Below are 25,267 nucleotides of genomic sequence, written 5' to 3' on the forward strand. Positions count from 1 at the left end.
AATGAAACCGGCGGTCAGGAACCGCTGTTCTCCGGCAAGGCATAGGCGATCACGTAGTCGCCACTTGGCGTTTCCATGAAGTGGTGGCCAGTGGCAACGATCACCAGGTACTGGCGGCCATCGGCTTCGTAGACCATCGGGTTGGCCTGGCCGCCGGCGGGCAGCGGTGCCTGCCACACGGTTTCGCCGCTTTCGATGTCGATCGCGCGGATCAGGTCGTCGGTGGCGGCGGCGATGAAGATCAGGCCGCCCGCGGTGACCACGGAGCCGCCGTTGTTGGGCGTACCGATGTCGATCGGCAGTCCCGAGCGGATACCCCAGGGGCCGTTGGCGCGAGCGGTACCGAACGGGCGGTCCCACAGGGTCTTGCCGCTGGCCAGGTCGATGGCGCGGATGTGCCCATAAGGCGGCTGCTTGCACAGCATGCCTGTATAGGGCACGCGCCAACCGGCGTTGACGTTGATCGCATAGGGCGTATTGGCCTGCGGATCACCGGCGCCTTCGGCACCGCCACCGTCCGCCTCCTGCTCTTCCCGGGGAACCCAGCCGAGCTGGTTGGCGACGTCACGCGGCACCAGTTCGTTGTAGTTGGGCATGTCGTTGTAGTTGGCAATGATCACGCCACGCCGCGGGTCGATCGCCACGCTGCCCCAGTCGGAACCACCGTTGTAACCGGTGTACTGAATCCACGGCTGTTCGGCGGTGGGCGGCGTGTACATGCCTTTCCAACTGGCCTGGCGATACTGGATGCGGCAGTACAGCTGGTCGAACGGCGACATGCCCCACATGTCATGCTCGGTGATGTCCGGCTGACGCAGGGTGGCGTAGAGCGAGAAGGGTTGTGTTTCGCTGCGCTGTTCCGGCTCGGCGCCACCCTGCGGCACCGGGCGTTCTTCGGCTCCGCCGCCCAGCAGCTCGCCGGTCTCGCGGTTGAAGACATAGATCTCGCCCTGTTTGGTCGGCATCACTACTGCCGGTACCTTGCCGTTGTCAGTGGGGAAGTCGATCAACGTCGGCTGCGAGCCGGGATCGTAATCCCAGACATCCTTGTGCGCGGTCTGGAAGTGCCATACCGGCAGGCCGGTCTCGACATTGAGCGCGACCAGGGAGCTGGCCCACTCGTTCTCCTCCGGCGTGCGCGAGCTGCTCCAGTAATCGGCGGCGCTGTTGGCCATCGGCAGGTAAACCATGCCGAGCTTGCTGTCGCCGACGGCAGTGGTCCACATGTTTGGAGAGCCGCGCACGTAGGTCTCGTCGCCGGTCAGCGGTTCGCTCTGGTCGGGGCGCGCGGCATCCCAGGCCCACTGAATTTCGCCGGTAACGGCGTCGAAGCCCTTGATCACGCCGGATGGCGGGTAGCGGCGCTGGCCGTCGAGCACCTGGTGGCCGGTAACGATCACATCGCGCACCACCACCGGGGCGGAGTTGATCGAGACGTAACCCGGCGGGGTCTCGCCCATGTTGCGCTTGATATCGACCTGGCCGTTGTCGCCGAAGTCGGTGCAGGGCTCGCCGGTAGCGGCGTCGACTTCGATGATACGACCATCGAGCGTGCCGGCGATGATACGCGTGCGGCAGGCCTGGTCATCGTCGGCGGCAACCGTCGCTTGCGCGGGCGCTTCCTCCGCGGGGGCCTGGTCGCCGTCTGCGTTCTGGGCAGCAGTAGCAGAGCCCTGTTCGCCCTGGTCGTTGTCGGCGGCGGCGTTCGATGCGTTCAGGCGTTCCTCGGGGACCTCGTAATAGGTCACGCCGCGGCAGGCGGCCGTGTAAGGGATGGCCTCGTCGGAGACTTGCGGATCGTAACGCCAGTTCTCTTCGCCAGTCGCGGCATTCAGGGAAATCAGGATGTTATGAGAGGTGCACACATAGACGCTGTCGCCCACCTTGAGCGGGGTATTCTCCGAGCCCCAGCGGAGATCGAGCAGGTCGCCGGTACGATACTGCCAGGCGACTTCGAGATTGCCGACGTTATCGGGCGTGATCTGGTCCAGCGGCGAATAGCGTGTGGCTGCCGAGTCGCGGCCGTAAGCGGTCCAATCCCCCTCGTCGGGCGTGTCCGCCGGTTGCGCGTTGCCGACATCGGTCGCCAATGAGTCGTCGGCGATCGCCGGCACCTCGTTGGGATTCTCGTAACCCCGGCCGGGGACGAAGGCCAGTGCGCCGGCCACGACCAGACCCAGGAACAGCACGCCGGCCAGCGAAAAACCGACCTTTCGCGACGGGCCGCCGATCAGGGCGGGCGTGATCAAGGCAACCAGGATACCCAGGATCAGTACGACATCGAAGCGGGGAATCCAGCCCCAGTAGTTGAGTCCCGACTCCCACGCGGTCCATAGAAAAGTGCCGATGAATACCAGCGCATAGAGCCAGGCCCCGGAGACTTGTCCTCGGAACAGCAGGATGCCGGCAATCAGCATCAGCACGCCGGCGATCAGGTAGTACCAGGAACCACCCAATATGACGAGATAAAGCCCGCCGCCGCCCAGGGCGAGACCGACGAGCGCGACAATGATCCCCACGATTTTGGCGAATGTTCCGCCTGCTCCGGGGGAAGAATCTGTATTGGCCACTATTCCCTCCCTTGAATGACTCAATTCCAAAGCCGTATAGATAACCGGCTAATGAATTGTCGCGACAATCTGCCGCAGTCGCAATCCGCTTGATTCAATCAAGTTGCTGAATGCCGCTTTGTAAAGCGCTCGGGGGAGAATTACGACATTGATCGAACCTCGATCATCAAAGCGTCAAACGGCGTTCTGTTGCTCACGGCGGGTGCCATGAAAAACGCGCCGATGTCTCGGCGCGAGGGGGATGGAAGGAAAATCGAGGAGCGGCTGGGTCAGACGACGCTAAAACCGTGGGCGAACGGATCGCGATCATCGATGAAGATGGTGTTGTAGCCGGTGACTCGCGCCCAGCCGGCGATGCTGGGACGGATGGCCGGCTTGCCGCCGACCTCCGTCAGCGATTCGACCCGGCCTTCGAACAGGCTGCCGATGATGCTCTCGTGGATGAAGGTCTGGCCCGCCTCGAGCCAGCCGCGAGCGACACGTTGGGCCATGCGCGCCGAGGTGCCGGTGCCGCAGGGAGAGCGGTCGATGGCGCGGTCGCCATAGAACACTGCGTTGCGGGCGTCGGCATTCGGCTCATGCGCCGGGCCGGTCCACATGGCGTGGGAAACGCCGCGGATGGTCGGATTCTCGGGATGGACCGGGGTGATGATCTCGTTGAGGCGTCGGCGCACGATCGGCGAGAGCCGGAGGATCTGGTCGACGTCCAGCGCGTCGAGGCCACCGAAGCCCGGCTGGGGATCGAAGATGGCATAGAAGTTGCCGCCGTAGGCGATATCGCACTTGAGCCTGCCGAAGCCCGGAACGTCGACCTCGACATCGGCCGCCTCGAGCCATGCCGGTACGTTGAACAGGCGGACTTTCTCGATGTAGCGCCCGTTGCGCTCGTATTCGATGTCGACGCGGCCGGCCGGCGTATCCAGCGACAGCTTGCCCTCGACCCGCGGCGTGACGAAGCCCTCTTCCAACGCCGTGGTCACGGTGCCGATGGTGCCGTGACCGCACATCGGCAGACAGCCGCTGGTCTCGATGAACAGCACGCCGATATCGCAGTCGTCCCGGGTCGAAGGATAGAGGATCGAGCCGGACATCATGTCGTGGCCGCGCGGTTCGAACATCAGCCCGCGACGAATCCAGTCGTATTCACGCAAAAAGTGCTGGCGGCGCTCGCTCATGGTCGCGCCCTCCAGTCGCGGCGCGCCGCCGGCCACGACGCGCACCGGATTGCCGCAGGTATGCCCGTCGACGCACATGAAGGTGTGTCTGGCCATCGCTCTCTCCTCGATCGGAATGCAACTCCGCGCGGGTTAGTGCATCCCCGTTGTCGTTTTGGATATTGTATATAATATACGGATGCGGTGGGCAATCCTTGGGCGTGTATGAAAAGTCGGCGAGCGCAGACAGTTTTCGTACATGACCTGGCGGATGCCTGATGCTCGCGACCGGTGGTCCCGGAACGGCTCGGTGGCAAGCCGGCCATATCATTTTATCTGCAGGATCGGTGCATGAGCCCAAGTGCCAACTTCAAGCGTCAAACCGTCGCCGCCACCCTGGCCGATGCCTTGCGCGAACGCATCCTCAATCAGGAACTTGAGGAGGGCAGCGCACTGCGCCAGGATGCGCTGGCGAGCGAGTTCGGCGTCAGCCGCATTCCGGTGCGCGAGGCACTGCTGCAGTTGGAAGGCGAGGGGCTGGTGGTGCAGGTCGCGCACAAGGGCTATACCGTTTCGGTACTGTCCTGCGATGACATTCGCGAGCTTTTCGATCTGCGTGCGCTGCTCGAAGTGGATCTGCTGCGCCGGGCGCTTCCGCGGATGACCGATGAGGTGATCGCCAAGGCCTGGTCGATCGTCGAGACCTTCGATGATCGCCTGAAGCATAAAGCGGAGGAGGTCAACTGGGGCGTGCTCAACTGGCAGCTGCATTCGACGCTCTACGCCCCGGCCGGGCGCGAGCAGACCATGCGCATGCTCCAGTCACTGCATCGCAGCGCCGACCGCTATCTGCGCATGCAACTCAAAATCGCCCAGCGCAGCAATGACCGTGCCCGGTCGGAGCACGCCAGGCTGGTGGCGTTATGCGAGCAGCGTGACGGCGTCGAGGCGACACGACTGCTCAATGAACACATCCTGACGGCGCGCGACGAGTTGCTGGATTTTTTGATCACTCGCACCAATGGATCGAATGGTGTGGATGACAAAAGCAAGGACGATCGACAGTTTCGCTGATCGTATATTTTATACAAAAGATGCGGTATCAGTTTGTTAACGGCCATGGCAGGATGAGCTATCGGCGATCTCGCAGATACCGCCGACCTGGTGGGCGCAGCGCCCGATCCTGATACTCAGTCCCAACCCTGGGCAGTACGAATAACCACAAAGCGCTGAAGAGAGAAGTTGCGATAATGAACAAGATCCTCAGTCTCATCGCCTCCGCGGCGGTCATCAATCTGGCCGCAGGCAGCCTGGCCATGGCGCAGGATGGTCCGATCACCATCGGCGTGCAGGTGCCGACGACCGGCTCCGAAGCCACCTACGGCAAGGACATGCTCAATGCCGTCACCCTGTCCGCCAACGAGATCAATGCCGACGGCGGTCTGCTCGATGGCCGCCAGATCCAACTGGTGACCGGTGACACCGCCTGTGATCCGCAGCAGTCGGTCAACGCCGCCAGCCGCCTGGCCTCGCGGCAGGTCGTCGGCGTGGTCGGCGGTTACTGCTCCGGCGCCACCCAGCCGACGCTCAAGACCTACGGCGATGCCAATATTCCGTTCGTGATCGTCGCCGCCAACTCGACCCAACTGATTCCCGCCAACCCCGGCAACGCCTTCATGATCAACTCGACCGGTGCCGACCAGGCCAAGACGGCGGTCGATTTCTTCGAGGGCAAAGGCATCGAGAAAGTCGCCATCGTCAATCAGGGCGATGCCTACTCCCAGGATCTCGCCAACCTGACCCGCGACGCCTGGACCGAGGCTGGCCATACCGTTTCCGCCTTCGAGTACGTCAACAAGGGCGAGCAGGATTTCTCCGCGCTGGTCAACAAGATCCGCAGTTCGGGTGCCGAAGCGGTGTTCTGGACCGCCTACTATGCCGATGGCGGCCTGCTGATCCGCCAGCTGCGCCAGCGTGGCTTCCAGGGCACCATCGCCGTGGGTGACGGCTCCAACTCGCCGGAGCTGTTCAACATCGCCGGCCAGGCCGCCGAAGGGGTGTTCGCCTTCTCCAATCCCACCGCCGACTTCCTGCCGGCCGCCAAGCAGTTCATCGGCGACTACCAGACTGAGTTCGGCAATGCGCCGGGGCCGTATGCGCCGCTCGCCTACGACGGCATGCAACTGATGGCCTGGGCGATCGACAAGGCCGGCTCCACCGACAGCGACGCGATCATCGAGGCGCTGGCCAGCGCCGACGACCAGGAGTGGTTGGCGGGGCCGATCTCGTTCACGCCGCAGCATACGCTGGCGCGCAGTAACTTCGTGGTGCTCGAGGGGCAGGACGGCAAGTGGATTCGCTACGAGGAATGACGATTCGCTCCTCGGTTCGAGCCTCGGCTCGAACCGAGGATGTCGTCACGCGTTGCGGGACGTGAAACCCGCGACGCCTCCGCTCTGCTCATCCGCTTTCCGCTGTCCAGAGACATACGTCCATGACCTGGTACGACTCCTTTCTGCAACAGCTCGTCGACGGGCTGGTGCTGGGCTCCTTCTATGCCTTGGTGGCACTTGGTTACACCATGGTGTTCGGGGTCATCAAACTGCTCAACTTCGCCCATGGCGATCTCTACATGACCGGCGCTTTCGCTGGCTTCGGTGGGCTGTCGCTGGTCTCCGGCTTTCTCGGTGCCGGCTGGCTCGGCATCTTCGTGGCGATGTTGCTGGCGATGCTGGCGGTTGGCTGTCTCGGCGTGGTGATCGAGCGCGTCGCCTACCATCCGATGCTGGCGGCGCCGCGGCTGTCGATCCTGATCACCGCGCTGGCGGTATCGCTGGTGCTGCAGAACGCGGCGTTATCGCTGACCGGCGGCCAGTATACGGCGTTTCGCACCGATCTCGGTTTCGGCGGCTTCAATCTCGGCAACCTGTTTCTCTCCTACAACCAGATCGTGCTGGTGGCGACGGCGGCGGTGCTGATGATCGCGCTCGAGCTGTTCGTGTCCAGGACGCTCTATGGCCGCGCCATGCGCGCGGTGTCGATCGACAAGGACATGTGCCGGATGATGGGGATCAACGTCTCCGCGGTGATCGCGGTGACCTTCTTCATCGGTTCGGGGCTGGCCGCCGCCGCCGGCACCATGGCCGGCGCCTACTACGGCAGCATCTGGTACTTCATGGGCTTTCTGATCGGGCTGAAAGCCTTTACCGCAGCGGTAATCGGCGGCATCGGCAGCATCACCGGCGCCATGCTCGGTGGCCTGATCCTGGGACTGCTGGAATCGTTCGGTACCCATATCCCGTTCATCGGCAGCGAATGGAAGGATGTCTTCACCTTCTCGATCCTGATCCTGGTGCTGGTGTTCAAACCGACCGGGTTGTTGGGCAAGTCCGAAGTGGAGAGGATGTGACATGGCCAATCGAACACCGACCCTGCGGGAAGACATCCCCCGCGGCAATGTCTTCCAGCGGTTCTACGCCTCCTTCGAGTCCCCGGGTCGCCGGCGTGCCCTGCATGCGCTGATCGTGGCGTTGCTGATCGTCACGCCGTGGATCTCGAGCCAGTACGTCACGGTGATCCTGACCAACGCGTTGCTCTACGTGGTGCTGTGTCTCGGGCTCAACGTCGTGGTCGGCTACGCCGGCCTGCTCGACCTCGGCTATGCCGCGTTCTTTGCCGTCGGCGCCTATACCGTCGGCATTCTGACCCAGCAGTTCGGCATCAATTTCTGGGCCGCGATTCCGTTCGCGCTGCTTGCCGCGGCGATCGCCGGGGTGATCATCGGCGGGCCGACGCTGCGGCTGCGCAGCGACTATCTGGCGATCGTCACCCTCGGTTTCGGCGAGATCGTGCGTTTCACCGCGCGCAATCTCGAGATCACCGGTGGCGCCAGCGGGCTTTCGCACATCCCGGAACCTTCGCTGTTCGGCTGGCAGATCGATAGCTCGATCGACTTCTACTACGTCTTCGCGCTGTTGGCGGTGCTCGCCTACATCGCCAGCCAGCGACTGTTCGATTCGCGCCTGGGGCGCGCCTGGCTCTACGTGCGCCACGACGAGGACGCCGCCGAGGCGATGGGCATCAATCGCGTCGCGACCAAGCTGGCGGCCTACGTCATCGGTGCCATCTTCGGCGCGATCGGTGGCATCTTCTTCTCGGTCAACCTGGGCGCGATCTCGCCCGAGAGCTTCAGCTTTCAGCAGTCGGTGCTGATTCTGCTGGCGGTGGTGCTCGGCGGCATGGGCAAGATTCCCGGGGTCATTCTCGGCGCCTTCATCGTCGTGCTGGGGCCGGAGCTGCTGCGCGACTTCGATACCCTGAGGTTGTTGATCTTCGCCGTGCTGCTGTTGTTGATCATGCTGTTCCGGCCGAGCGGCATATGGCCCGAGAAACGTTCCTGAGGGGGAAGCGATGCTGCTGCAACTCAACCAGGTGTCGCTGAGCTTCGCCGGCAACACCGTGCTGCACGATGTCGACTTCGGCGTCGAACCGGGACGCATCCAGAGCCTGATCGGCCCCAACGGCGCCGGCAAGACCTCGATGTTCAATGTCATTACCGGCTTCTATCGCCCCCAGCGGGGCGAGATCACCTTCGATGGCGAGCGCATCGTCAAGCGCAAACCCCACAGCGTGACCCAGCTGGGAATCGCGCGCACCTTCCAGAACGTGCGCCTGTTCCGCGAGATGTCGGTGCTCGAGAACGTCATGGCGGGCCAGCACTGCCGCTCCCGGGCCGGTGCCCTGGCTGCGGTGCTGCGGCTGCCGAGTCAGCGCGCCGAGGAGCGCAAGATCCTCGAAGTCAGTCTCGAATGTCTCGATTTCGTCGGCCTGATGGGGCAACAGGACCGTCTGGCGACCAATCTCGCCTACGGTCACCAGCGGCGGGTCGAGATCGCCCGCGCCCTGGCCACCGAACCCAAGCTGCTGCTGCTCGACGAACCGGCGGCGGGGCTCAACAGCGGCGAGAAACAGGCACTGATCGAACTGATCCGACGCATTCGTGACGAGCGCGGCGTTTCGGTGCTGCTGATCGAGCACGACATGAGCCTGGTGATGAACGTCTCCGAACGCATCAGCGTGCTCGACCACGGCAGCCTCATCACCGAGGGCGCGCCCCAGGCGGTGCAGAACGACCCGCGGGTGATCGAGGCCTATCTCGGCCAGGACGACGAGGAGTTGGCACTGTGACGCAATCCCCCACCCAACCGGCGCCGGCCGCGGCCGCGAAGCGCCCCGAGCGCGTGCGCCTGTGCGTTGAAGGCGTCGAGGCGTTCTATGGCCAGATCCAGGCCCTGCGCGGGGTTTCGCTGGAGGTGCGCGAAGGCGAGATCGTGACCCTGCTCGGCAGCAACGGCGCCGGCAAGTCGACCACGCTCAAGACCATCTCCGGGCTGGTGCGCGCCCGGCGTGGCGACGTTCAGTTGGAAGGGCAGTCGATCGCCAGGCTGGCGGCCCACGAGATCGCCCGGCGCGGCGTGGTCCACGTGCCCGAGGGGCGGCGTATCCTGCGCGGCTTGACGGTCAAGGAAAACCTCGAGCTGGGCGCCTTCACGCTCAAGGACAACGCCCTGCGTCGCCAGCGGCTCGAGGAAGTCTACGAACTCTTTCCGATCCTCCACGAGCGCCGCCATCAGGACGGCTCGCTGCTCTCCGGCGGCCAGCAGCAGATGCTGGCGATGGGCCGCGCGCTGATGCACGGCCCCAGCGTGATGCTGCTCGACGAACCTTCGATGGGTCTGGCGCCCAAGCTGGTCACCGACATCATGCGCATCATCAAGCGCCTGAACGAGGCCGGCACGACGATTCTGCTGGTGGAACAGAACGCCCGTCTGGCGTTGCGACTGGCCCACTACGCCTACGTGATCGAGAACGGCGAGATTCGCATGCAGGGCGAGGCGGCCAAGCTGCGCGCGGACGAATCGGTGGTCAAGGCCTATCTCGGTGTCGGCGAGTCATAGACAGAGCTTCCCTAAGGAAACACTGCCTAAATGTCTGCGCAGGCGAATCGCTGCGCTATGACCGCCATCCCTGGCGGTCACCGAAGGCCGGCCTACGGCCGTTCAAATTCGCTCCCGGCGAATTTGTGCGCGGTGCTCGGAGTCCTCACATATAACCCATAGGCTCCGGGTCCTGCGCTCCGTGCGCCTTGCGCTTCATCCTGCTCGCCGATTTATTCAGCATTTCCATGGGTTGCCGTTGATAATGATTAGGCGGCACTTAATTCGATTCGAATCGACTCATCGCAAGGACCCCCAATGGCCTCGTCCACGTCTCGCGCGGTTTCCGGTGGCCCGGCCACCTTTCTCGGCGCCGCCTTCGCCTTTGCCGTCACCATGATCGGCACCACCATGCCGACGCCGCTCTATCCGATCTATCAGCAACAGTTCGGTTTCTCGCAGTTGATGATCACGCTGATCTTCGCGGTCTACGCCGTCGGGGTGATCGCGGCGCTGCTGATCACCGGACGCTGGTCGGATCAACTGGGGCGGCGGCCGATGCTGTTCGCCGGCCTGCTGGCATCGGCGCTGAGCGACCTGGTGTTCTGGCATGCCGGCGGTCTCGGCGTGATTCTGCTGGGGCGCGTGCTTTCCGGAATCTCGGCCGGCATCTTCACCGGCACCGCGACGGTGGCAGTGATGGAGCTGGTGCCCGACTCATGGCAGCGTGTCGGAACGTTGATCGCCACCGCCGCCAACATGGGTGGCCTGGGCCTGGGACCGATGCTGGCGGGGGTACTGGCGGTACTCTTCCCCATGCCGCTGGCGCTGCCCTATATCGTGCACCTGGCGCTCGCGCTGGTCGCAGTAATCTGTATCTGGCGCGCACCGGAAACCGTGAAGCGTCCCGAGCGAATTCGCCTGCGGGTGCAGAAGCTCAAGGTGCCCGCCGAGGTGCGGGGCGTATTCGTGCCGGCGGCGATCGCCGTCTTCGCCGGCTTCATGGTGTGCGGCTTTGCCACGTCGGTGACCCCGGCATTCCTGGGCAAGGTATTGGGCTACAGCAATCACGCGCTGATCGGCGTCGCCGCCGGGCTGTTGTTCATCGCTTCCATGCTGGGACAGACGCTGCAGCAAAAGCTGCCGGAGGCGCGCCGCCTGCCGATCGGCTGCGGCGTGCTGCTGCTGGGGGTGCTGTTCTTCGCCTGGGGCATCGGCGCGGCACAGCTCGCCGGCTTCCTCATCGGTGCCGTGGTTGCCGGCATCGGCCAGGGTATCGCCTTTCGTGCGGGATTGGGCGCGGTGGCGGCGGCCAGCCCCGCGCAGCACAAGGCGGCGGTGGTCTCGACCTTCTTCGTCGTCGCCTACGTCGCCATCTCGCTGCCGGTGATCGGCATCGGCGTGATCGCCAATCTCATCGGCCTGAAACTGACCGGCTTGCTGTTCGATCTACTGGTGGCGCTGCTCTGCTGCGCGGCGCTGATATTGCTGCTGCGCAGGCCGGCTCGAGGATGAGCAGCCCGCCGGCACGGCGCTCTGGTATCATGAGCGGCGTTTGGTTACCCACCCGCCGCCAGGAGTTCTCGATGACCGCTTCGCCCGATACGCTTCGCATCCGCCGCCCCGACGACTGGCACCTGCATCTGCGTGACGGCGAGGTGCTGAAGACGGTGCTTCCCTATACCAGCCGAACCTTTGCCCGCGCCATCGTCATGCCCAATCTGGTACCGCCAGTAACCACGATCGAAGCGGCCAGCGCCTACCGCGAGCGGATCGTGGCGGCGATCCCTGCCGGCCACGACTTCACCCCGCTGATGACCTGCTACCTCAACGAGAGCGTCAGCCGCGAAACCCTGGAACGCGGCCACGCCGATGGCCTGTTCACCGCCGCCAAGCTCTACCCCGCCAACGCCACCACCAACTCCCAGCACGGCGTCAAGCGCATTGCCGACGTCTACCCGCTGCTGGAAGTGATGCAGCGCATCGGCATGCCGCTGCTGGTCCACGGCGAAGTCACGCGCGGCGAGATCGACATCTTCGATCGCGAGAAGATCTTCATCGACGAAGTGATGATCGACATCCGTCGCCGGTTCCCCGAACTGAAAGTGGTCTTCGAGCACATCACCACCCGGGACGCGGCCCAGTTCGTGCTCGAGGGCGACGAATACCTCGGTGCCACGCTGACCCCGCAGCATCTGGCCCAGAACCGCAACGACATGCTGGTCGGCGGTATCCGACCGCATCTCTACTGCCTGCCGATCCTCAAGCGCGGCGAGCACCAACAGGCGCTGCGCAAGGCGGTGGCCAGCGGTCATCCGCGCTTCTTCCTCGGCACCGATTCGGCGCCCCACGTCAGCGCCGCCAAGGAGACCGCGTGCGGCTGTGCCGGCGTGTTCAATGCCGAAGCCGCACTCTCGGTCTACGCCGACGTGTTCGAACAGGAAGGCGCGCTCGAACACTTCGAAGCTTTCTGTTCCGAAAACGGCCCGCGCTTCTACGGCCTGCCGCTCAATGACGGCTATGTCACCCTGACTCGCCGATCGACCCCGGTGGCGGAATCGGTCGGCGAGGGCGACAAAACCTTCGTGCCCTATAAGGCGGGTGAGTCGCTGAGCTGGTCGGTGGCACGAGATTGACGCGGGATTGAAATAGCACCTTGCCGCTAGCGCCTCGCTGTCCAGGTTAGAACTTAGGACCGGTTATCGAATTGCCGGGACCACTGTGCATACCAGTTGCGGAACAGGGTGTACTGGGTTTCGGCGTAGTTGCGCTGGGCGGGGCTCAAGGCGTCGGTTTCGTTGAAGTGCAGGGTGTATTCGGTGTCGCCGTTCAGCACCATCAGATGCTTGTAATAGAGCACCAGGTCCACGCCTTCGTCGAAGGAGGAAAGCACCGCCAGGGCGGATTCCAGCTCCTGCGCCAGCCGGCGCGCCTCGGCGTCCCCCTGCGCGGCCTGTTTGCACAGCGAAACGAGGTGCAGCACTTCGCGCGGCAGGGCGTTGCCGATACCGGTGATGGCGCCGGTCGCGCCGCAATTGATAAAGCCGTGGAACACCAGGGTATCGACGCCGACCATCAGGGTAACGTCGTCGTCCTGCGAGGTGATGTGCTCCGCCGCGTAGCGCAGGTCGTCGGCACCGCCGAACTCCTTGAAGCCGATCAGGTTGGGGTGTTCCCGGCGTAGTTCGAAGAACAGCTCGGCGCGGGTGGCGAAACCATAGTAGGGACTGTTGTAGATCACCGCCGGCAGTTCGGGCGCGGCCTCCAGGATGGCGGAGAAATGCGCTTTCTGAGCGGCGCTCGAAGTACCGCGCGAGAGTACGCGGGGAATCACCATCAGCCCCTGGGCGCCGACCTTGGCGGCATGGGCCGCGTGGGATACCGCCTCCTTGGAGTTGACCGCGCCGGTGCCGACGATGGTCGGTACGCCGGCGGCGACCAGGCGTGCGACGCCTTCCTGGCGCTCGGCTTCGGTCAGTAGCGGCCAGTCGCCCATCGAACCGCAATAGACCACCGCGCTCATGCCGGTCTCGACAAGTTCACGACCCTTGGCGACCAGGGCGTCGTAGTCCGGCTTGCGCTCGGCGGTGCAGGGCGTCATCAGCGCTGGAATGCAACCGGTGAAAATCGTGTCGTTCATCGTTTTTCCTTCGAGGTTTCTCGGGTGTGTCGAGCTGGCTTCCTGTGACATATCGAGCTTAGCCCTTTTTGTCGACTTAAAAAATACAAAGTATCGAGCCATAGCGATGCGTCGAGATATCGCTCGATAACCGGAAAACCCGATTTATGAGGAGAAGCCGGTGCGGCGGCTTCAGGTCACAGTGGAATGGAAGCGTTCAGGCGGCGGTCGGCGGAGATGTAGGCGCGTATCTGGCGCACGATCTGGTCGGCATGGGCGTGGGCGATACGGTCGGCCGCCTCGATGTCGCGCGCTTCGATGGCGGAGACCATGTCCTGGTGCTCCTGGAGATAGACCCGTGGCAACTCATCGTTGAAGGAGGAGTAGTAAAAGCGGAGCAGGCGCCGGCCCTCGTCGAGCAGGCGTTCGAACAGCTCGGTGTAGTAGTGGTTCTTGCCGGCCCGGGCGATGGCGGCGTGGAAATGGCGATTGACCTCGATCATGCCGGCCACGTCCTTGGCTTCCACCGCCTCGGCGTAACCCGCCTGGAGCTGGCGAATGTGCGCGATCTCGTCGTCGCTGCGGTTCATCGCCGCGAGACGGGTGGTGACCCGATACATCAGGGTCAGCGCATCGAAGAACTGCGGCAGGTCGAGAAAGTCGATCGGGGCGACGATGGTCGAGCGGTTGGGCAGGGTCACGATCAGCCCCTCGCTGGCCAGGCGTACCAGGGCTTCGCGTATGGGCGTACGCGACATGCCGAAGCGCTGCGACAACTGGATCTCGTCGACCGGGCTGCCGGGCGCCATGGTCAGCTCGAGAATCTCGCGCTTCAAGGTTTCGTAGGCCGTGATGACGCCGTGACCGCGCTTGTGCTTCGCGCGCGGCCGCCCTGTCTTCGCATCGTCGCCGTTGGCCATGGAGTATCCCTTGTATCGTCGCCCGCCAGTGAGGATGACGGACGATAGCAAAAAAACGTGTCTCGAACAGGGGCGACCGCGTTCTCAGCAGCCGACGGAACCGTTGGTGCGGGCGAGCGTTGCGTCGAAGGGGGCGATCGACCATGCGCGGCGTCCCTCGGGTGCGATCCACAGCGGCACGGCGTTGGCCGAGCGCGGGCCATGGGGGCTGCCGGCGGTCAACCAGCGTACCGCGCGGACCAGACCCGAGTGGCCGACGATCAGCGGCGTGTCGGCTTCCTCGAGCAACGCATTGAGGGTATCGGCGATGCGCGTGACGAAGGCGTCCCAGGATTCGCCTCCCTTGGGTGTGCTCATGTAGGGAATGGTCTCGGGAATCGGCTGGCCCTCCAACTCGCCCCAGTGGCGCTCCATCAGCCCGTCGACGAGTCGATCCGGCGCGCGGCCCAGCGCCAGTTCGGCGGTGCGTCGGGCGCGCTCGAGCGGACTCGAGACCACCAGCGACCAGTCGATATCGCCCAGCAGTACCCGGGCACGCCGGGCCTCCTCTTCGCCTTGCGCGGTGAGCGCCACATCGTGCTGACCGCCGATTCGCCGCTCGAGATTGCGCGTGCTCTGGCCGTGGCGCAGGAAGACGAAGGGACGGCGAATCAAGGTTGGCATGGGGCGATGACTCCAGAACGAATTCGATGCCCTATCCTACCGTTCCCACGAGCGCTGTCACGCGGCGGGATCGAGCCCCCAGACACGATCGATCGCCACTCGCGTCAGGCTGCCCGGCGCGTGCGGGCGGTCGCTGTAGGCGGCCAGCGTCTGGCCGCCACCAGCGCCATCGCCGTGCCGGCGATCAAACCCGGCGAGGAGAGCGGCAGTACCACGGTGCGCCACACCGTCCACGGACCCGCGCCGCTCAGGCGGGCGGCCTCGATCAACTCGCCGGGCAGGCCATTGAGCGTGGCCCGCAGCGCCAGAAAGACCATCGGCGCATGCTGCACGCCGAGCAGCAGCGCGATGCCGTTGGCGGAATAGAGCGGCTGCGGTGCGCCCAGTGGCGGCGCCAGCCCCAGCGTGATCAACAGCGTGCTGGAAGGCCCGAACAGTTGCAGCCAGGCCAGTGCCGTGACCTGCGGCGGGATCATCATCGGCAGCATGAAGCAGAGCACCAGCGCCCGCTTGCCGCGCAGATCGGTCAACGCCAGCGGAAAGGCGAACGCCCCGCCCAGCACGACGCTGATCAGCGTGCCGAACAGCGCGGTGTAGAGACTGTGGACGGTGGCCCGCCAGGTAGCGGCGCTGGTCAGCACATCCACCAACGCGGTATCGCGCCAGTGATCCAGCGAGGTGAGCAATTCGCCGATGGCATCGAACAATAGCTGTCCCAACGGCAGCAGGCTGATCGCAAGTGCCGGCGCTAGCAGGAGTATCGAGCCGAGGAGTCTTGGCCAGGCCCCGGCCCGAGGTGCCACCGATGGCATCAGGGTGAGAAAATCTCTGAGAAGCGTGCCTTCTCGGCGTCGGCCTGCTCCAGCGCCCGGGTCGCCGAGAACGGCAGACGGTGAATCGCGTCGCGGGGCGGATAGCCGTCGGGGGCTTCGACATCGTCCCGAGCCGGCAGGTAGCCCTGCTCGCTGACCAGCTCCTGGCCCTGTCGCGAGAGCACGAAGTCGACGAAACGCCGGGCCGCTTCGGGATGCGCGGCATCCTTGAGGATCGCCACCGGTTCGGTCACCATGCTGACGCCCTCGTCGGGATAGACGAACTCGATCGGCGAGCCCTTGGCCTTCTCGCGCAGGGCGAGAAAGTCCACCACCACGCCGTAGGGTTTGGTGCCGGCGGCCACCTGCTTGAACACGCCGCCGTTGCCGCCGTTCGGGTTGACGCCGTTGGCGGCCAACTGCTCGTAGTAGTCCCAACCGAACTGGGGATCGTTGACCAGCGTGTCGAGATGGATCAGCGCCGCGCCGGAGTAGAGCGGACTGGGCATGGCGACCTGATTGGCCAGCGCCGGATCGGCGAGATCCTGCCAATGCTGCGGATGCTCGGCGGCGCGCTGATGATAGACGATGCCGGTGGCGATCTGCTTGGTGCCGTAGTAATAGCCATCGGGATCGTAGAAATCCTTGGAATAGTGCGAAAGCCCTTCCGGCCGATAGGCCGCCAGGCGACCTTGCTGGCGCAGGCTCTCCAGGCTGACGGCATCGGCCACCAGCAGTACGTCCGGCTTGGTCTGGCCGGCGGCCAGTTCGGCCTGCAGACGCGCCATCAGCCGGGTGGTGCCGTCGCGCACCCACTCGACGTCGATATCCGGATTGGCGGCCTCGAAGGCGTCGACGGTCTGCTGGGCGTCGGTGGTCGGCTGGCTGGTGTAGAGCATCAGCGATTCGGCGCTGGCAGTGCCGGCGACGGCGATACAGGCCAGGCCGGCGCCAAGCTGAACGGAAAGCCGAGCGGCAAGGCGAACGAGGGACGATCTGGGAGTCATGGGCGGACAACGTTGGCGGATGGCGGATCAAAATCGCGAGCGAAGCGCGCCATGGCGTGTGCCTGTCGCGACAACTATCAGGACAGGCTAGGTCGGCAATATGACAATGCGGTGACAGCCAAATGGCGATGAGTCCGCCACCGATTTGCCGGCTATTCCGTTTTACGGTAACACTGCTGGCTCAAACGTCATACAACCATCCGAACCTGCGCCAGCATCACGACAACGAGGAACATCATGGCCACCGAAAGCCCCGCTCCGCTCAATATCCATATCTATACCGACCCCGAATTCCGCCAGTCGAAGGATTTCGCCGACGAGCGCGTGCTGTCGATTCTGGCCGAATTCACGGGGCTGTCATCGCGTGTCGCGCTGAGTTTCAGCCACGACGAAGCGACTCTCGATGCGGCGCTGGCCGAGGCGGAGGTACTGATTCTGGTCGGGGCGCTGGATATCGCCGACGTCGCAGCCAGAGCGCCGAAGTTGCGCTGGATTCATATCACCAGCGCCGGCGTTGACCGCATCCCGCTGAATCGGTTGCCGGCGGACGTGTTGGTGACCAATGCCAAGGGCAACCACGAGGCACGCACCCGCGAGTTCTCGATGACCGCGCTGCTGATGCTCAACAATCGCTTGCCGGATTTCGTTACCCAACAGATCCAGCGGCACTGGGAGCAGACCGCGATCGAGCCGATCGACGGCAAGACGGTGGTCATTCTGGGCATGGGCGCACTGGGCAGCGCGGCGGCCGAGGCGGCGAAGCGGCTGAATCTGAAGGTGATCGGCGTCAGCCGATCGGGACGCGAGCATGCGCTGGCCGATGCGAGCCTGCCCCAGAGCCGGTTGCGGGAAGCGCTGGCGGAGGCGGATTTTCTGCTCATCACCCTGCCGCTGACGGCGGAGACTCGGCACGCGGTCGGCGAGGCGGAACTGGCGGCGCTGCCAGCGCGTGCCGGCGTGATCAACATCGGCCGCGGCCCGGTACTGGATGTCGAGGCGCTGGCCAAGCGGCTGGAAGCGGGCCAGTTGCGCGGCGCCGTGCTCGATGTGTTTCCCGAGGAACCGCTACCGGCGGATTCGCCCTACTGGCGCACGCGCAACCTGATCGTCACGCCGCATAGCGGGCTCTACGACGCCGACTACGTGCCGCGCTGCCTGCGTTTCTTCTTCGCCAACGTCGCGCGTTATCTCGACGGCGAGCCGTTGCAGAACCGGGTCGATACGGCACTGGGCTACTGATCGAAATCGAAGCTCACACTGTCTGCCACAGCATCGGGTCCGGATTGCCCAGCGTCTCGGCGATGATGTCCAGCGCGCGATCCAGCGCTTCCCGGCTTTCGGCGGCGCTGATGCAGACGCGGATCGCCTGCGGGGCCGCGACATTGCCGAGACAGAAGCTTTCGGCGCTGCTGACGGTGACCTGGCGTGCCTTCAATTGTTCGATGACATGGCTGGTGCGCAGCTCGCCGGGCAGCGGCAGCCACAGATAGAAACCGCCGCGCTGACCGCGCGGCTGGAAGCCTTCCAGTTTCTGCATGGCGCGGTCGAAGCGCCAGACCAGCTCCTCGCGCTGCCATGCCAGCAGGGCGTCGGCGTCGCCGCTGGCGATCCACTGACACACCAGCGAGGTCATCAGCGGTGGCGGCATCCAGCTTTGTGCGCGGAGAGCGGCGGTCAGGCGGCCGTGCAGTTCCCCGGGCGCGCGCAGGGCGCCGACGCGCAGGCCGCCGCCAAGCAGCTTGGCGACCGAGAACAGCGTCACGGTGCGCTCCGGTGCCAGTTGGTAGAGCGGCGTGGCGGGCTCGACATGCGGATGCTGGTAGACCTCGTCCTCGATCAGCCAGAACTGCCGCTCGCGGGCCAGCGCCACGAGATCCCGCCGACGTGATTCGGTAAGCCGCGTGGTGGTCGGATTGTGGCAATCCGGCATCACGTACAGCGCGCGAAACGGTTGCTGGTCGGAGGCCCTGGCCAACGCGTCCACATCGATACCGTCACGATCGTGCGGGATTGCCACGCTCTTGAGCGAGAGTTGCTGTAGCGCGCTGATCAGTCCCGGATAGGTCAGGCGTTCGGCAGCCAGGCGTTCGCCGGGCGCCAGCAGTGCGCTCAGGCTGAGATAGATGCCGTGCATTCCGCCCTGATCGATCAGCAGTTCGTCCACCGAGACCGGTCGGCCCAGCCGGGTGAACCAGTCGGCCAGGATCTCGCGCTGGCCGGCCTGGCCCTGCTCCGGCTGATAATCGATCGCCGCGCGCAGGTTGGCGGGCTCCCGCTGGATCGCCTGCATCGCCCGCCCCAGCGCGGCTTCGCGCTCGGGGTGTGCCGGCGGCAGCGACAGGCTGAGGTCGACCGTGTCGCTTTCCGGCGGCGTCTGGCGCACGTGATTGAACGCCAGCTGTGTTTTTTCTGCTCCACGAACATAGGTACCGCTGCCGACACGCGCCATGACGTCGCCACGTTGTTCCGCCAGTGCGTAGGCGCGCGTGACCGTACCGACGGTGACGCCGAGCGCATCCGCCAGGCGACGCTGTGGCGGCAGCTTGGTGCCCGGCGCGAGTTCGCCACGGGCGATGGCATGGCCGATGGCGTCGGCCAGTTGACGATAACGCGGGCCTTGGCCGGCAAGTTCGGGTATCCAGATTGTCATGGTGACAAAAATCGAGTTGACCGGGGAAACGGTGGGTTTATGCTCGGATTGTTCGGAAGATTAGTCGTTATGTCAATAAATTGAACCCGTACAATTGGAGGCCCCATGTCTACCGCGTTGCTCTTTCGTGAATTGCCTACCGCCCGGGAAAGCCTGGCGACCGTAACCGCGATCGGCGACGACGGCGTCGTGGTGACCGATGCCACGCTGTTCTATCCGCATGGCGGCGGTCAGCCCGGCGACCGCGGCGCGTTCATTACCGCCGACGGGCGCACGCTGGCGGTCAACGATACCCGCAAGGGCGAGGGTGGGCAGGTATGCCACTTGCTCGATCCCGGACACGGCCTCGAAGTCGGCCAGAGCGTCACCCAGCAACTCGACTGGCCGCGCCGTTGGGCACACATGCGCATGCATACCGCGCTGCACCTGCTCTCGGTGGTCGTGCCCCATGGCGTCACCGGCGGCAGTATCGGTGCCGATCGCGGGCGGCTCGACTTCGATCTCGGCGACGCCAGCTTCGACAAGGACGAGCTGACCGAGCGGCTCAACGCCTTGATCGCCGCCGACCATCCGGTCACCAGCGAATGGATCAGCGAAGCGGAACTGGACGCGCACCCGGAACTGGTGAAGACGATGTCGGTGGCGCCGCCGCGGGGCGCGGGCGAAATCCGCATGGTGCGTATCGGCGATATCGACTACCAGCCCTGCGGCGGTACGCATGTCGCTTCCACCGCCGAGATCGGGCCGGTCCGGGTCGCCAGCATCAAGAACCGTGGCGCGCGCAACCGCCGTATCACCCTGGTGTGGGGCGACGATAACGCTCAGGGAGGCGAGCCGTCATGACGTCGCTGGCCTGGTGGTTCTCGGTGGCACTGTTCGCGATTTCGATGACCGGCACGCCCGGTCCCAACAACGTGATGTTGACCGCATCCGGTGCGCTCTACGGCTATCGCCGCACGCTGCCGCATATCTTCGGCATCATGGCGGGCTGCTTCGTGCTGTTCATGGCCGTGGCGCTGGGCCTGGGTGTGCTGTTCGAGCGCTTCCCGATCGTGCAGCAGGCGCTCAGGATCGCCGGCGCCATCTGCCTGCTCTATCTGGCGTGGAAGATCGCCACCGCGCCATCGCCCGATCTGGCTGCCACGGAGGGCGCGCGACCGCTGACGGCGTGGCAGGCGGCGGTGTTCCAGTTCGTCAATCCCAAGGCATGGGTGATGGGCATTGCGCTGATCGCCGGCTTCATGCCGCATGAAGGGCCGTTGATCGTGAATGCGGTGGTGCTGTCGCTGTTCATGGAACTGGTCGGATTTTTCTGCATCTCGTTCTGGGCCGGCTTCGGCATGGCGATCGGCCGGCTGTTGAAGACGCACCGAGCCTGGCGGGTGTTCAACGGCGTGATGGGGCTCGCCACCGCCGCCTGCGTGGGCTTTATCCTCAGTTGAAGCGCCTAGCTGCTGCGTAGCATGCGTTCCAGCATGGCGGCATTGGGGTCGTCGGGCTGGCTGACCACGGCGTAGTTGTAGTTGCCCTCGGACCAATACTGCGCCATCAGGTGGCCGTCGAGTCGTTTGCCGGGATCGAGCAGACGATTGCCGCTGCCGGGTGGGCGGATATACATCATCATCCGGCGTCCGGCGCGGTCACGGTAGATCACCATGGCGGCTGGTCCCTGTTCGGTCGCGAGCAGGCGGACGTCGACCATACGCAGACCGGCGGCGCTGAGATCGGGAGGCATGACGCCACCGCTGAAATGAGTATGAAAGAGCTGCTCGACGTGCGCCCGGGTGTCGACGGCGGGTTCGGCGTGGGCGTCGCGGCCATTGGCCGGCGTTGTCTCGGGCTCGAGACCGACCGGCGAGGCATCGGCAAACAGACGGTAGGCTTGCACCGCGTCGGCCATGGGCGGCGGGGAGGGTGGGCGCATCATGTCGTTGGCCTGCCAGCCGCCGGTCATGCCGAGACCGAGCGCCATCACCAGCATGGCCGCCGTGGCCAGGTGTCGTCGTTGCCGCTGGTGGCGTCGGCGGCGCAGAGCGGCGGGGTCCAGTGCCGGGTTGTGGGGCCACTGCTGCGGATTGGCGTAGACGGCGCGCAGACGCCGGGCATCCCGGCGCCAGGCTTCGACCTCGGCGGCCCGCTCCGGTTGGGTTGCCAGCCATGCCTCGACCCAGCGCTGGCGCTCGTCGTCCAACTGGCCATCGAGGTAGGCGTGCAGATCGTATTCGCTCGGATGACGCTCGTTCATTTCAGCCTCCGCAATGCCGCTTGCTCTTTCTGTCGTCCCGCTCCATCGGACTCGCCCTCGTCCAGCGTGCGCAAGGCCCGGCGTGCCCGGGACAGGCGTGACATCACCGTACCCATCGGGATGTTCAGGGTTGCGCTGACCTCGCGATAGCTCAGCCCTTCCAGCGTGACCAGCATCAACAGTGCCCGCTGTTCGGCGGGTAGCCGGTCGAAAGCCTCCCAGGTGGCGCGAGCGATCACCACCTCCTCCGCCGAGGCAGTGGTCGAGGTCTCGCCGGTGAACAACTGCAACAACCGCGTATAGCGCTTGGCGCGTCGCTGTCCGTCGATGAACTGTCGATAGAGGATGGAGAACAGCCAGGCGCGCAGATCGCCATCGGCGCGGCGGTCATGCCAGCGGCCGATCGCTTTCTCCATGGTCGACTGCACCAGATTGTCGGCGTTGCTGGGGTCCTGCGTCAGCGACAGCGCGAAGCGTCGCAGCCGGGGCAGGACGTCACGCAGTTGGTCATCGTCCGGTGGGTTCATGGTGTGCTCGCAATCCGGGTAAGTCCCCGTCAGACGAACGAGACGCAAGGCTATTCCCGCCGAGCGCTGACTCGTCACTTTCCTTGCCTTTCCGGCGATCCTCTTCGCGCGCCGGCGGGAATAAACCGTCGATCGGCTCGTCCTACCCGCTCCCAACGGCAATCACTCGTGGAGTGCCCATGTCTCGACAACCCCCGCGACCGCCCCGTGCCATCTTCCGGTTGGCGGCGATCGGCCTGGTCATCGCCATCCTGGCGACGGCCTTCGCCTACGTTTCCGGTTGGCTGGACCCCGGCTGGCTGACGCCGGATAGCCTGATCGATACCTTGGAGGCGGACACCGGAATCCATGCAGGTTACCGCCGCAACCATGCCAAGGGTATCTGCGTGACTGGTGAATTCGAGAGCAACGGCCAGGCGGCAGCGCTTTCCCGGGCCAGTGTTTTCGACCCGGGCCGCCGTGTTCCGGTGATCGGCAGGCTGGCGATCCCTGGTCCCGATCCGAATGCGTCGGATGCGATGCCGCCGGTGCGCAGTTTCGCGCTGCTGTTCCGGTTGCCGGACAACGAACAGTGGCGTACGGCGATGAATGCCATGCCGGTCTTTTCGGTTTCCACGCCGGAGGCCTTCCGGGAGCAGTTGGAGGCATCGCAGCCGGACCCGCAAACCGGCAAGCCCGATCCCGACAAGCTGGCGGCCTTCTTCCAGGCGCACCCGGAAACCAAGCCGTTTCTCGCCTGGGCCAAGACCGCTCGGCGCTCCTCCAGCTACGCCAATATCGGTTACAACAGCCTGAACGCCTTCCGCTTCATCGATGACGACGGCAATACGCACTTCGTGCGCTGGGGCGTGGAGCCCGAAGCGCCGTTCTCGCCGATGACCGAGGCTCAGAAGCAGGATCCCGATTTCCTCTCCCAGGAACTGCGGCAGCGGTTGGCCGACGGGCCGCAGCGCTGGCATCTGATCATCACCGTCGCCGAGCCCGGCGACCCCACCGACGACGCGACCCTGGCGTGGCCGGCGGAGCGGCGCAGGATCGACGCCGGCATCGTGACCGTCGACAGCGCGCAATCCCAGGTCGACGGCCCGTGCCGGGACATCAACTACGATCCGCTGATCCTGCCGGACGGCATCGAGGGCTCCGACGATCCGATATTGAGCGCGCGCTCGGCGGCCTATTCCGAATCCTTCAACCGCCGTACCCGCGAGCAGGCCGAGGCACCCAACCGCCACCAGGAGCCGCAGTCATGAACGAACGCCACGCCTCCCGCCACGGGCAGGACTTTTCGATACCGGCTCGCCTGCTGCACTGGGCGATGGCGGTGATGATCATCGCCATGCTGTTCATCGGTGCCGGCATGGTGGCGACGGTCTCGGAGCGCCACGCCCTGCTGATTTCGATCCACAAGCCGCTCGGCATCGCCATTCTACTGCTGGCGATCGTGCGCCTCGGCGTGCGCTGGCGCTACCCGACACCCGAGTTGCCACGGCACCTTCCAGCCTGGCAGCGACTGGCTGCCAGGCTGTCGCACTGGCTGCTCTATGCGTTGATGCTGGCGATGCCGCTGATCGGCTGGGCGATGGTCTCGGCCGCTGGCTACCCGGTGACACTGGCGCCCGGCATCACCTTGCCGCCACTGGTGCCGACATCGGTGACGCTCTACGCCGCCTTGCGTTTCGCCCATACCTGGCTGGCGCTCACGCTGTTCGCATTGATTCTCTTGCATCTGGCGGCGGCGCTGTATCACGCCTGGATGCTGCGCGACGACGTGTTCGCCAGCATGACTTCGGGGACACGGCGCCGTGGCCCCGGTTCAGAATGAAGAACCCGGCTGGCGCAGGAATTCGATCTCTTCCGGCGTCGATTCCCGCCCCAGGATCGCGTTGCGGTGCGGATAGCGGCCGAAGCGCTCGATGATCACGCGGTGGCGTCGCTCGTAGTCGAGCTGCTCTTCCATGCCGGGCCGGTCGAACAGCTCGAGGGCGCGGTCGTGAATCGGCAACGACTCGCTGTGCATGAATGGCATGTAGGCGAAGATGCGCTGCGCCAGCGGCAATGACGTATCCAGGCCCAGCCCGATCAGTTCCTGAGATAGCGCCAGCGCCAGCGGGTCCTGGGCGAAGGCGTCGGGCGTGTCGCGATGCATATTGCGCGAGAACTGGTCGAGCACGATGATCTCCGCCACCCGGCCGGCGGGCGTCTTTCGCCAAGCCCAGCATTCGCAGCGCGTGGCGGCGGCCAGGGTCGCGCCGAAGCGCTCGCCGATCATGCGGTCGAGTTCGGAATCCTTGAGAAACCACTGCTTGGGAATGAGCTCCTCGAACCAGAACTCGAGGATCTGCTGCGGCGTGGCGATGTATTCGGGCGCTCGGTACACGGGATTGCCTCGCTGTCTGTCGGTGAATAGCAGCATAACCCGCCGACAGCGAGGCGTGGCGACTCAGGTGGGCTCGATGGCCTGATCGTGCAGCGGCACGCGGGACAGCTGGGCCATGGCGAGGCGGTAGGCGTCGACCTTTTCGGGGTACTTCACGCCTTCGACGATCGAGAGATGACGCAGGGTTGGATAGAGTGCGATGTCGTCGAGCGAGAGCACCTGATTGACCGCCTCGGGCGACTGAATCAGGGGTTCCAACTCGTTGAGCCAACGCTCGAGCTCGTTCATCAGTGGCGCGGTCTGCTCGCGCAGCTCGTCGAGGTCGCCGACCATATCGGTCATCTTGGCGCCGAACAGCGCGGCTGCTTCCGGTGTTGCCAGTTCACCGAACGGCGCTTCCACCGCACGCGGCGCGAACAGCTTGAAGATGATGTCGTTGGCGGCCTTCACCCAGCGCTCGATCTCCGGATTCTGAGGGCCTTCCATGACCTTGACGCCCTCCGCTTCCGAGTCGATGCCGCGCACGATCTCCTGGGTATCGCTCAGGGTGTCGCCGTCGTCGAATTCCAGAATCGGCACGGTCTTCTCGCCGACCAGGCGGGTCGGGGTTTCGGCATCGTCGAACAGCAGTGTCTGCACTTCCACCGGTACGTCGCGCAGACCGAAGATCATGCGAGCCCGCGCACAGAATGGGCAGTGATCGTAGATGTAAAGACGCATAATCGCTCCTCCATGATATCGACGCGTCATTACAAGGTAGAAAAGGGACAGTGAGGCTGCCCGGGTG

At 64.9% G+C, this 25,267-nt stretch carries 25 protein-coding genes; 13 read left to right on the forward strand and 12 right to left on the reverse strand.

The window, feature by feature from the left end:
• Positions 1-14: 14 nt before the first annotated feature.
• Together DOM57_RS12935 and DOM57_RS12940 are read right to left on the reverse strand one after the other, a co-directional pair.
• Positions 15-2,570 (reverse strand): membrane-bound PQQ-dependent dehydrogenase, glucose/quinate/shikimate family, encoded by a 2,556-nt coding sequence (locus DOM57_RS12935; RefSeq protein WP_110649620.1) that lies wholly within the window; start codon positions 2,568-2,570, stop codon positions 15-17.
• Between the two features lie 269 nt (positions 2,571-2,839).
• Entirely contained in the window at positions 2,840-3,841 is a 1,002-nt protein-coding gene (locus DOM57_RS12940) for a 4-hydroxyproline epimerase (protein WP_110649621.1), read from the reverse strand.
• 234 nt (positions 3,842-4,075) lie between these two features.
• On the opposite strand from DOM57_RS12940, the gene DOM57_RS12945 reads away from it, so the two are divergent.
• From DOM57_RS12945 to pyrC, 8 genes are all read left to right on the forward strand, one after another.
• Entirely contained in the window at positions 4,076-4,798 is a 723-nt protein-coding gene (locus DOM57_RS12945) for a GntR family transcriptional regulator (RefSeq protein WP_110649622.1), read from the forward strand.
• 176 nt (positions 4,799-4,974) lie between these two features.
• Positions 4,975-6,096 carry a branched-chain amino acid ABC transporter substrate-binding protein gene (locus DOM57_RS12950; protein WP_110649623.1) on the forward strand — a complete coding sequence of 374 codons (1,122 nt, stop codon included), beginning with the start codon at positions 4,975-4,977 and terminating at the stop codon, positions 6,094-6,096.
• A gap of 122 nt (positions 6,097-6,218) precedes the next feature.
• A complete protein-coding gene (locus tag DOM57_RS12955) occupies positions 6,219-7,133 on the forward strand; it encodes a branched-chain amino acid ABC transporter permease (RefSeq protein WP_110649624.1) in 915 nt (304 codons plus the stop codon).
• A gap of 1 nt (position 7,134) precedes the next feature.
• Complete coding sequence (locus DOM57_RS12960) at positions 7,135-8,124, forward strand: branched-chain amino acid ABC transporter permease (protein ID WP_110649625.1); 990 nt, start codon at positions 7,135-7,137, stop codon at positions 8,122-8,124.
• A gap of 10 nt (positions 8,125-8,134) precedes the next feature.
• Positions 8,135-8,911, forward strand: a complete 777-nt coding sequence (locus DOM57_RS12965) for an ABC transporter ATP-binding protein (RefSeq protein WP_110649626.1) — start codon at positions 8,135-8,137, stop codon at positions 8,909-8,911.
• A complete protein-coding gene (locus tag DOM57_RS12970) occupies positions 8,908-9,681 on the forward strand; it encodes an ABC transporter ATP-binding protein (protein WP_239496215.1) in 774 nt (257 codons plus the stop codon). Before DOM57_RS12965 ends, DOM57_RS12970 begins: the two co-directional genes overlap by 4 nt.
• A 297-nt stretch (positions 9,682-9,978) precedes the next feature.
• Positions 9,979-11,175 (forward strand): MFS transporter, encoded by a 1,197-nt coding sequence (locus DOM57_RS12975; RefSeq protein WP_110649627.1) that lies wholly within the window; start codon positions 9,979-9,981, stop codon positions 11,173-11,175.
• A 71-nt stretch (positions 11,176-11,246) separates the two neighbouring features.
• Positions 11,247-12,296 (forward strand): dihydroorotase, encoded by a 1,050-nt coding sequence (pyrC, locus tag DOM57_RS12980; protein ID WP_110649628.1) that lies wholly within the window; start codon positions 11,247-11,249, stop codon positions 12,294-12,296.
• A 53-nt stretch (positions 12,297-12,349) separates the two neighbouring features.
• Here pyrC and DOM57_RS12985 read toward each other — a convergent pair whose 3' ends face one another.
• The 5 genes from DOM57_RS12985 to DOM57_RS13005 form a co-directional block, all read right to left on the reverse strand.
• Positions 12,350-13,300: a dihydrodipicolinate synthase family protein gene (locus DOM57_RS12985; RefSeq protein WP_110649629.1), complete on the reverse strand. Its 951-nt coding sequence runs from the start codon at positions 13,298-13,300 to the stop codon at positions 12,350-12,352.
• Positions 13,301-13,476: 176 nt separating this feature from the next.
• On the reverse strand, positions 13,477-14,199 hold the full coding sequence (locus DOM57_RS12990; RefSeq protein ID WP_110649630.1) for a GntR family transcriptional regulator: 723 nt from the start codon (positions 14,197-14,199) through the stop codon (positions 13,477-13,479).
• Between the two features lie 84 nt (positions 14,200-14,283).
• The gene (locus DOM57_RS12995) at positions 14,284-14,862 is read right to left on the reverse strand and encodes a histidine phosphatase family protein (protein WP_110649631.1); all 579 of its coding nucleotides are present in this window, start codon (positions 14,860-14,862) and stop codon (positions 14,284-14,286) included.
• A 104-nt stretch (positions 14,863-14,966) separates the two neighbouring features.
• Positions 14,967-15,665, reverse strand: a complete 699-nt coding sequence (locus DOM57_RS13000) for an ABC transporter permease (RefSeq protein WP_239496216.1) — start codon at positions 15,663-15,665, stop codon at positions 14,967-14,969.
• An 8-nt stretch (positions 15,666-15,673) separates the two neighbouring features.
• Entirely contained in the window at positions 15,674-16,681 is a 1,008-nt protein-coding gene (locus DOM57_RS13005; RefSeq protein WP_110649633.1) for an ABC transporter substrate-binding protein, read from the reverse strand.
• Positions 16,682-16,918: 237 nt separating this feature from the next.
• Here DOM57_RS13005 and DOM57_RS13010 point away from each other — a divergent pair, with 237 nt between their 5' ends.
• Entirely contained in the window at positions 16,919-17,920 is a 1,002-nt protein-coding gene (locus DOM57_RS13010; protein WP_110649634.1) for a D-2-hydroxyacid dehydrogenase, read from the forward strand.
• A gap of 13 nt (positions 17,921-17,933) precedes the next feature.
• Here DOM57_RS13010 and DOM57_RS13015 read toward each other — a convergent pair whose 3' ends face one another.
• Entirely contained in the window at positions 17,934-19,331 is a 1,398-nt protein-coding gene (locus DOM57_RS13015; RefSeq protein ID WP_110649635.1) for an aminotransferase-like domain-containing protein, read from the reverse strand.
• A 105-nt stretch (positions 19,332-19,436) separates the two neighbouring features.
• Between DOM57_RS13015 and DOM57_RS13020 the strand changes: the two genes are divergently transcribed.
• On the forward strand, positions 19,437-20,174 hold the full coding sequence (locus DOM57_RS13020; RefSeq protein WP_110649636.1) for an alanyl-tRNA editing protein: 738 nt from the start codon (positions 19,437-19,439) through the stop codon (positions 20,172-20,174).
• Entirely contained in the window at positions 20,171-20,773 is a 603-nt protein-coding gene (locus tag DOM57_RS13025) for a LysE family translocator (RefSeq protein ID WP_110649637.1), read from the forward strand. The genes DOM57_RS13020 and DOM57_RS13025 overlap by 4 nt, the downstream gene beginning before the upstream one ends.
• Before the next feature lie 5 nt (positions 20,774-20,778).
• On the opposite strand, the gene DOM57_RS13030 is transcribed toward DOM57_RS13025, so the two are convergent.
• Together DOM57_RS13030 and DOM57_RS13035 are read right to left on the reverse strand one after the other, a co-directional pair.
• On the reverse strand, positions 20,779-21,576 hold the full coding sequence (locus tag DOM57_RS13030; RefSeq protein ID WP_110649638.1) for an anti-sigma factor family protein: 798 nt from the start codon (positions 21,574-21,576) through the stop codon (positions 20,779-20,781).
• The gene (locus DOM57_RS13035; protein ID WP_110649639.1) at positions 21,573-22,103 is read right to left on the reverse strand and encodes a sigma-70 family RNA polymerase sigma factor; all 531 of its coding nucleotides are present in this window, start codon (positions 22,101-22,103) and stop codon (positions 21,573-21,575) included. Before DOM57_RS13035 ends, DOM57_RS13030 begins: the two co-directional genes overlap by 4 nt.
• A gap of 179 nt (positions 22,104-22,282) precedes the next feature.
• Between DOM57_RS13035 and DOM57_RS13040 the strand changes: the two genes are divergently transcribed.
• Together DOM57_RS13040 and DOM57_RS13045 are read left to right on the forward strand one after the other, a co-directional pair.
• Positions 22,283-23,353, forward strand: coding sequence for a catalase family peroxidase (locus DOM57_RS13040; protein WP_110649640.1), 1,071 nt, complete (start codon positions 22,283-22,285; stop codon positions 23,351-23,353).
• A complete protein-coding gene (locus tag DOM57_RS13045) occupies positions 23,350-23,925 on the forward strand; it encodes a cytochrome b (RefSeq protein ID WP_110649641.1) in 576 nt (191 codons plus the stop codon). The genes DOM57_RS13040 and DOM57_RS13045 overlap by 4 nt, the downstream gene beginning before the upstream one ends.
• Here DOM57_RS13045 and DOM57_RS13050 read toward each other — a convergent pair.
• Both DOM57_RS13050 and grxB read right to left on the reverse strand, forming a co-directional pair.
• Positions 23,917-24,480: a DUF924 family protein gene (locus DOM57_RS13050; RefSeq protein ID WP_239496217.1), complete on the reverse strand. Its 564-nt coding sequence runs from the start codon at positions 24,478-24,480 to the stop codon at positions 23,917-23,919. The two genes, DOM57_RS13045 and DOM57_RS13050, sit on opposite strands and share 9 nt — an antisense overlap.
• A gap of 63 nt (positions 24,481-24,543) precedes the next feature.
• On the reverse strand, positions 24,544-25,200 hold the full coding sequence (grxB, locus tag DOM57_RS13055) for a glutaredoxin 2 (RefSeq protein ID WP_162619527.1): 657 nt from the start codon (positions 25,198-25,200) through the stop codon (positions 24,544-24,546).
• Positions 25,201-25,267: the final 67 nt, after the last annotated feature.

This window comes from Salinicola peritrichatus, assembly GCF_003206715.1.
GTDB lineage: Bacteria > Pseudomonadota > Gammaproteobacteria > Pseudomonadales > Halomonadaceae > Salinicola > Salinicola peritrichatus.